Here is a 7611-nt window from a genome sequence, read left to right on the forward strand (position 1 = left end):
CCACAAAATTGCTCTAGAGCCGATCGCACTTGAGGAGGACATAAGAGTGTCAAACTTAGTTCAACGCTTACAAATAACCGCTCATCCGCAACTAGAAAAATCCCTGGGCTATCGAGGAGATAGTCGCTGGGTAGCTTGGCGCTGGGAACCCGACATCGACCAACTTATTTCCAGCGACGGCAAAACAGTCGGCACTGGCAATAATATGGCTTGGCTGGTGTTTTTGCAGCACGATTTAGTCGATCCTGTGGTACAAGAGTACAACCTCGGCGAGGGCGATCGCTACTGGCTGCTTTTAGACACAGAAACTAGAAATCTCTACGTCGGCGAAGGGAAAACTGTTCAAAGTCTGCTCGAACAGCCGGAAAGTTTAGGTTTATTGGCCTGTCTCGATGGCGGGAATGCCGATCGACAAACTGGTGAAAATTGGCAGCAAACGCTATCTCAACTAACAGCCAAACCAGTTGTTCGCCACCTGACAAATGCCCTTCCTTTCGGTATCGCCGCCGCTTTGATAGGTGCTTTAGGCATCGGAACCGGATTGTGGGTAGTGCCGGCGGTGCAGCAGAAACTCGCCGAAAAAACAGCTTTTATTTCCCCAATTAGTTCTGGCGCCAACTGCGGGCTTGGTGGTTCCGACGATTTTTCAGCTTATATCGGTTCCTCAAGCGGAAACAAAGAACTTCATTTAATAGGCGTTTACGAAGCCAATGCGGATCACAAGAACCGAGATTTATCAAAAAGTGCGTTAGCGAAGCCCTCGGAGAGGCTCGAAGTCAAGGTAGAACGCCGAAACAAACCCATAATTCTCGCACTTTCAGCCTACGAACCGGTGCAATGGAACATTACCGCAGAACCGGGCGCAGTTATCGAAAAAATCATTGTTAACGGATACCACAACCAAACTGTTTCAGGAGTTTCTGGAATTCCAATTGAAGAGCACAGCTACGAAGAAACCGGAGACAATCTCGGCGACTTTATCTACAAGTGGGGTGCTACCCCTGAAAGTAGCAATACTTCTTCCCTCGTGACTAAATTGGAACAGAAAAACAGCATTAGTTTAACTTCTTTTCAAGGATGTTACAGAGGTAAGAACTTTAGGATTAATTGAGAGCAGCAAGAAACTGCGACAAGTTATACAATTTTCGCTTAAAGAATTGGGAACAACTGATTCGATATGGGTTGAGAAGTTGTTACTGTTCCGTTCTTTTTTTAACTGGTGTTAAAACCTATCCCCCTAAAATCCCAACCCGCGTCGGCGGGTTTTTTCTTGAGAGTTAAATTATTGGCATCTCTATGGTATGATATGCGGTGGCATAATTACCAATTCCCAATTATAACAATACTAATAGATTTCTTATGAAATACTGGTACGAAACCCTCGCTGTAGCGCAGCGAATTTTAATTGAATTGGGAAGGCGACGACGCAGCTTAATCTTGTGGAGTATTTTTCCAGTTTCTATCTTGCTAATTAACGCTTTGATTTTAAAAGAACGCGCTAATCTCACCACAGCAAAAGCCTTTGAAACTGCTGCACCTGCAAGCTTAGTAGGAGCGGCTTTATTTTTTAGCTGTCTCGGTGGTAGCGTAGCAACAGTAGTAGCAGAGCGAGAACAGCATACCCTCAAACGCTTGTTTATTTCCCCCCTGAGTGGCACTTCCTATTTTTTAGGAATTTTTCTGGCTCACAGTTGCATCGGCATCGGTCAGGTAATTTTAGTATATGTGATCGCCTCTTGTTTAGGAGCGCAATTTCAAGGCTCTATCCTGTTAGGATGTGCGATTATTCTGCTCAGTATTGTATCTTATGTAGGTGTAGGCTTTATTCTTGGCACCCAGTTTGCGAGGCGCACTGAAGATGTCAACTCGCTAGTAGCGGCTTTCGGCGTTCCTTTGTTGATTTTAGGAGGCGCATTTTTGCCAACTTCGCTGTTTCCCAAAAGTCTGCTGGAACTCGCCCAGTACAATCCAATTTATCACATGAACGAAGCGCTGATGGGCGTGTGGGCTGACGGCAAAGATTGGGCTGATATTGCCGAACACTTTTGGTATTTATTCATATTTTCTATTGCCATGATTGCAGGTGGATGGCTTTCTTACCGCAGGATGCTGAGAGTTGAAAGAAGACTTTAAAACTATCTCATTATGTCGTAATTATTCATCTCTATCTTCTGGAGACTCTGCGCCCTCTGCGCTCTCTGCGGTTTAATCGTTCAGAAACAACCCTAAATATATAAAATAATACGGAGAATTAAAGCAGTGCTGCAAATAGAAAAGCTAAATAAGTCCTATGGCGAGCGTTCAGTGCTTAAAGATTTAACACTGCACATTCAAGCTGGAGAAATTTACGGTTTGCTGGGGCCAAACGGGGCGGGCAAAACTACAACTATCAATATTTTATGCAATTTGCTAAATGCCGACAGCGGCCAAGTTTCTATTAATGGCGAACCTGTTTCTGACTCTACAAAATTGTTAATAGGGGTAGCGCCTCAAGAAAATTTGCTTTACAAAAGCCTTAGCTGCGAAGAAAACCTCCATTTTTTTGCTCAAATTTACGGCTTAGAGCGCAAGCAGCGCCGCTATCAAGTAAGACACTGTTTGAAAGCAGTAAATTTGACAGATAGAGCTACAAGCCCCGTGGAAACTTTGAGCGGAGGAATGCAGCGCCGTTTGAATATTGCGGTAGCATTGGTGCACCAACCTAAATTAGTAATTTTAGATGAACCGACAACGGGTTTAGATATTGAGGCTCGCTATGAAATTTGGGAGTTAATTCAGCGATTGCAATCGGAAGGAATTACAATTTTGCTGACAACTCACTTGTTGGATGAAGCTGAGCGTCTTTGTCAGAAAATCGGGATTCTGAAAAATGGCAGTATTGTGGCTGAGGGCAGTTTAGAGGAGTTGCAAAAACTAATTCCTGCTCAAGAAATTATCGTGGTAAAAACCGACGAAGAAGCTGAAGTCATCGCCCGTGCTAAACAATACAGTTTCATTCCCCGCCGCTACGGTAGCGATTTAGCTTTTTGGCTGCCGGAACGTTTAGAATTAAAAGAAATTATTTTGCTGTTCGATGGAATTTCTATTGATTCAATCGCTCGATATCCGGTGCGATTAGAACATATTTATGTTGAGGTAACTAAACAAACTGTATCCTAATCTGCGTCCCTCTGCGTATATCCCCCACCATCTGCGGTCAAAGTTCCAAAGTAATTCTGTAATCATGGCAAATATCTGACTTTTCCGACTTATAAAGGCAGAGTCCGGAAGCAATTATAGAGATAGAAAAAGTCAACCCACGATGTCTAGATTGTAAAGATATCGTAAACCTGGATATTGTGTTGCGAACTGTTAAATAAAAAATCTGCTATAAAAGATATGTCTTTAGTATGATACATTTAAGTTGTATTTAAGTTCTAAACACCCATTCCCACGCTAGGCAAGTGAAAGCCCACTTCATATCAGGACTACCCCGATCGGGCTCTACTTTACTGGCAGCATTACTCCGACAAAATCCTCGCTTTCACGCCGCCATGACCTCCCCCGTTGGGGGTTTAGTGGAGCGAATGTTGTCAGCCATGACCGAAGATAATGAGTTTTCCGTGTTCATTTCCTCTGAACAAAAACTGGCACTGATTATGAGCATCTTTTCAGCTTATTACCACCCGCAAGCTGAAAAAGAAGTGATATTCGACACCAATCCCCTGTGATGCAGGAAATTGCCATTAATTCTGGAACTATTTCCGGAAGCCAAAGTTATCTGCTGTGTCAGAAACATTGCTGGGATTATGGACAGCATTGAGCTACTGATTCGGCGCAACGCCTTTGATGTTTCGAGGTTATTTAATAATCCAGCGCAACAAGCTAAAAATTTTACCGACCGATTGATTGGAGTAGTAAAACTAATAAATTCTTCAGTCCTCATAACGAGAACTTAAGCTTCGACGCGGGGGTTGCAACAAGAGCCAGATTTACGTGTAAACGATATATATAAAGGACTTCAGCAGTTATGAACGTACCAACCGCCAACAAGCAAATTATTTTCGTTGACTCTTCTGTACAAGATTATCAAAGCCTGATTCAAAACGCCGATGCTGCTCAAATTTTCATTTTAAATGACAATTTAAGCGGGATAGACCAAATTACAAACGCCTTAGCAGCTCAAAAAGATATTGAAGCCGTACACATCCTTTCACACGGCAGCCCAGGTAGTTTAAAACTTGGCGCAGACACGCTCAATGACAAAGAGATAAAAACTTTCAGCACTCAGATAAAACAGTGGGGAAATGCCTTAACAGAAAATGGCGAAATCCACCTCTACGGCTGCGATGTAGCAGCAGGAGAAACAGGAATCAAATTTGTTAAAGAACTGAGCGAATTAACTTTAGCTGATGTAGCAGCATCGAATAATACTACAGGCAATGCAGAATTAGGAGGCGACTGGAACTTAGAAGTAGAAACAGGCTCCATAGAAACATCAATACCCTTTAATTCTGAAAGTCTCAAAACTTACAAATACATCCTACCAGCCGTTGCTAACCCAGATAACAAAGGCGTTACAGTTAACTCGGCCGCTACCAGTATCGACGTGCTTGCTAACGACACGGGCAGCAGTCGCGTCTCAGTGCAAAGCATCACCACTGCGCCTACTAATGGCACTGCCACCATCAACGATTGGATTTACGCAGGCGGCGCTTTCACCACAGTCAACGGCACAGTTCGCAACAATATCGCTCGGTTGAATAGCGATGGGAGTGTGGATACTGCTTTCAACCCCAGTAGCGGGATGGATAACAGTGTCGAGGCGATCGCCATAGACAGCAGTGGCAAACTTTACGCAGGGGGCTTTTTCACCAATGTCAACGGCACTTTTCGCAACCAAATCGCCAGAATGAACGCCGACGGCAGCCTGGATACTGCTTTCAACCCCACTGGCGGCATGAATAGCGCTGTCGAGGCAATCGCCATAGACAGCAGTGGCAAGCCCTACGTAGGCGGCAATTTCACCACCGTCAACGGCACAGCTCGCAACCGAATCGCCAGAATGAACGCCGACGGCAGTCTGGATACTGCTTTCACCCCCAGTGGCGGCATGAATAACCAGGTTCAAGCGATCGCGGTTGACAGCAGTGGTAAGCCCTACGTAGGCGGCTATTTCACCACAGTCAACGGCACAGCTCGCAACTATATCGCCAGAATGAACGCCGACGGCAGCCTGGATACTGCTTTCAACCCCACTGGCGGCATGAGTAACGTTGTCTGGGCGATCGCCCTCGACAGCAGTGGCAAACTTTACGCAGGGGGCTATTTCAACAATGTCAACGGCACAGCTCGCAACTATATCGCCAGAATGAACGCCGACGGCAGCCTGGATACTGCTTTCAACCCCACTGGCGGCATGAATAATTTTGTCAGCGCGATCGCGGTTGACAGCAGTGGCAAGCCCTACGTAGGCGGCGAGTTCACCACAGTCAACGGCACAGCTCGCACCCGAATCGCCAGAATGAACGCCAACGGCAGCCTGGATACTGCTTTCAACCCCACTGGCGGCATGAATAGCACTGTCCAGGCGATCGCCCTAGACAGCAGTGGCAAACCCGTAGTCGGCGGCCAATTCACCACAGTCAACGGCACAACCCGCAACTATATTGCCCGGATGAATACCGACGGCACCCTGGATACCACCTTCAACCCTGGTACCGGGATGAATGGCGAGGTCAGGGCGATCGCTGTTAACAACAAAAGCAGCATCCTCTACACCCCCACCGCCAACTTCAACGGTGTAGACACCTTCACCTACACCGCCACCGACGGCGTAGTTTCCACCCCCACCACAGTCAGCGTCTTAGTCAACAACTCCCCCACCCTCGACAGCAGCGGCACACCCACCCTCAACGCACAAAACCAAAATGACAGCGCCAGTACAGGCACACTCATCTCCACCATCATCACCAACCTCGGCGGCACAAAAATCACCGATCCCAACGCCAGCGCCTCTCAAGGCATCGCCATCACTGCCTTAAACACCGCTAACGGCACTTGGCAATACACCACCAATGGCACAAACTGGAATAACGCCCCAGCCGTTTCTGCCACCAACGCCTTACTCTTAGCCAGTGATGCTAATACAAAACTCCGATTTGTTCCCAACACAGGTTACAACGGCACTGTCGCCAACGCCATTACCTTCGCCGCCTGGGATCGAATAGTTGGAACCAATGGCACTACCGCCAACTACACCACAGACAGAACCAATAACACCACCTCCAGCGTTTTCAGCAGCGCTATCGAAACCGCCAACATCACTATTAACCCCGTCCCCACCATTACCAGCGTCACCTCTACCACAGCAAACGGCAGTTATGGCATCGGTACAAACATCGACATCACCGTTCAATTCTCACAAATCGTCAACGTCACAGGTACACCGCAACTAAGTTTAGCAGGCGCAACTCCCGTCGCTAGTTATCTCTCAGGAACAGGTAGCAACACATTAACATTCCGCTACGTTGTAGCAGCAGGCGATAGCAGTGCCGACTTAGACTATCTTTCCACAACTGCCTTATCTTTAAGCGGCGGAACTATTAAGAATGCTGCCACTGGTGATGCGATTTTAACCTTACCCACTCCCGCTGCTGCTAACTCTTTAGGTGCAAATAAAGCAATAGTAATTGACACTCTTGCACCCACAGTCACCAGCATCACCTCTACCACCGCCGATGGCAGTTACAACACAACTGGCAACATCAATGTCACCGTCAACTTCAGCGAAGCACTTACCTTAGCCGGCGGTAGCATGACAGTCGCCTTAGACACAGGTGGGACTGTAACTATTGCACCTTTCACAGGCACATCTGCTGTGGGTACATACACTCCAGCAGCAGGACAAAATAGCACCGACCTTAACTCAATTAGCATAACTTTAGGGGGAAGTGCCACCTTAAAAGATGCTGCTGGAAATAATGCAACATTAACTATTCCTGCCGGACAATCTTTAGCTAATAGCAAAGCCTTGGTTGTAGACACTCTTGCCCCCACAGTTACCTTAACATCCGCATCCCCAACAACCACAAACGCACCATTTTTAGTAACAGCAACATTCAGCGAAAGCGTCACAGGATTTATCGACACTGACGTGACTGTTGCTAACGGCACTGTTAGTGGATTTACAGGTACTGGTACAACTTATAATTTCACCGTTACACCGAATGCTGATGGTCCTGTCACAGTTGATATCTCAGCAGCAAGAGCAACCGATACCGCTGGTAACAACAATACCGCAGCCACACAACTGGTTCGCACCGCTGATGCTACAGTACCAACAGTTACCTTAACATCCGCATCCCCAACAACCACAAACGCACCATTTTTAGTAACAGCAACATTCAGCGAAAGCGTCACAGGATTTATCGACACTGACGTGACTGTTGCTAACGGCACTGTTAGTGGATTTACAGGTACTGGTACAACTTATAATTTCACCGTTACACCGAATGCTGATGGTCCTGTCACAGTTGATATCCCAGCAGCAAGAGCAACCGATACCGCTGGTAACAACAATACCGCAGCCACACAACTGGTTCGCACCGCTGATGCTACAGTACCAACAGT

The 7611-nt window shown here is 46.7% G+C and carries 5 protein-coding genes; all 5 read left to right on the forward strand.

Translation table 11 applies throughout. The annotated features are described in order from the left end of the window. The first annotated feature begins 46 nt into the window (after window positions 1-46). A complete protein-coding gene (locus tag QUA90_RS25550; protein WP_333448263.1) occupies window positions 47-1111 on the forward strand; it encodes a hypothetical protein in 1065 nt (354 codons plus the stop codon). Between the two features lie 248 nt (window positions 1112-1359). Continuing rightward, entirely contained in the window at window positions 1360-2133 is a 774-nt protein-coding gene (locus tag QUA90_RS25555; protein WP_333448264.1) for an ABC transporter permease, read from the forward strand. A gap of 126 nt (window positions 2134-2259) precedes the next feature. Continuing rightward, window positions 2260-3159: an ABC transporter ATP-binding protein gene (locus tag QUA90_RS25560; RefSeq protein WP_333080255.1), complete on the forward strand. Its 900-nt coding sequence runs from the start codon at window positions 2260-2262 to the stop codon at window positions 3157-3159. Window positions 3160-3443: 284 nt separating this feature from the next. After that, entirely contained in the window at window positions 3444-3710 is a 267-nt protein-coding gene (locus QUA90_RS25565) for a sulfotransferase (protein WP_333448265.1), read from the forward strand. Between the two features lie 299 nt (window positions 3711-4009). Further along, window positions 4010-7611: DUF4347 domain-containing protein (locus tag QUA90_RS25570; RefSeq protein ID WP_333448266.1), on the forward strand; the 3602-nt coding region annotated here is incomplete at its 3' end.

Source organism: Microcoleus sp. D3_18_C4 (assembly GCF_036702355.1).
In the GTDB taxonomy this organism is placed as follows: domain Bacteria; phylum Cyanobacteriota; class Cyanobacteriia; order Cyanobacteriales; family Microcoleaceae; genus Microcoleus.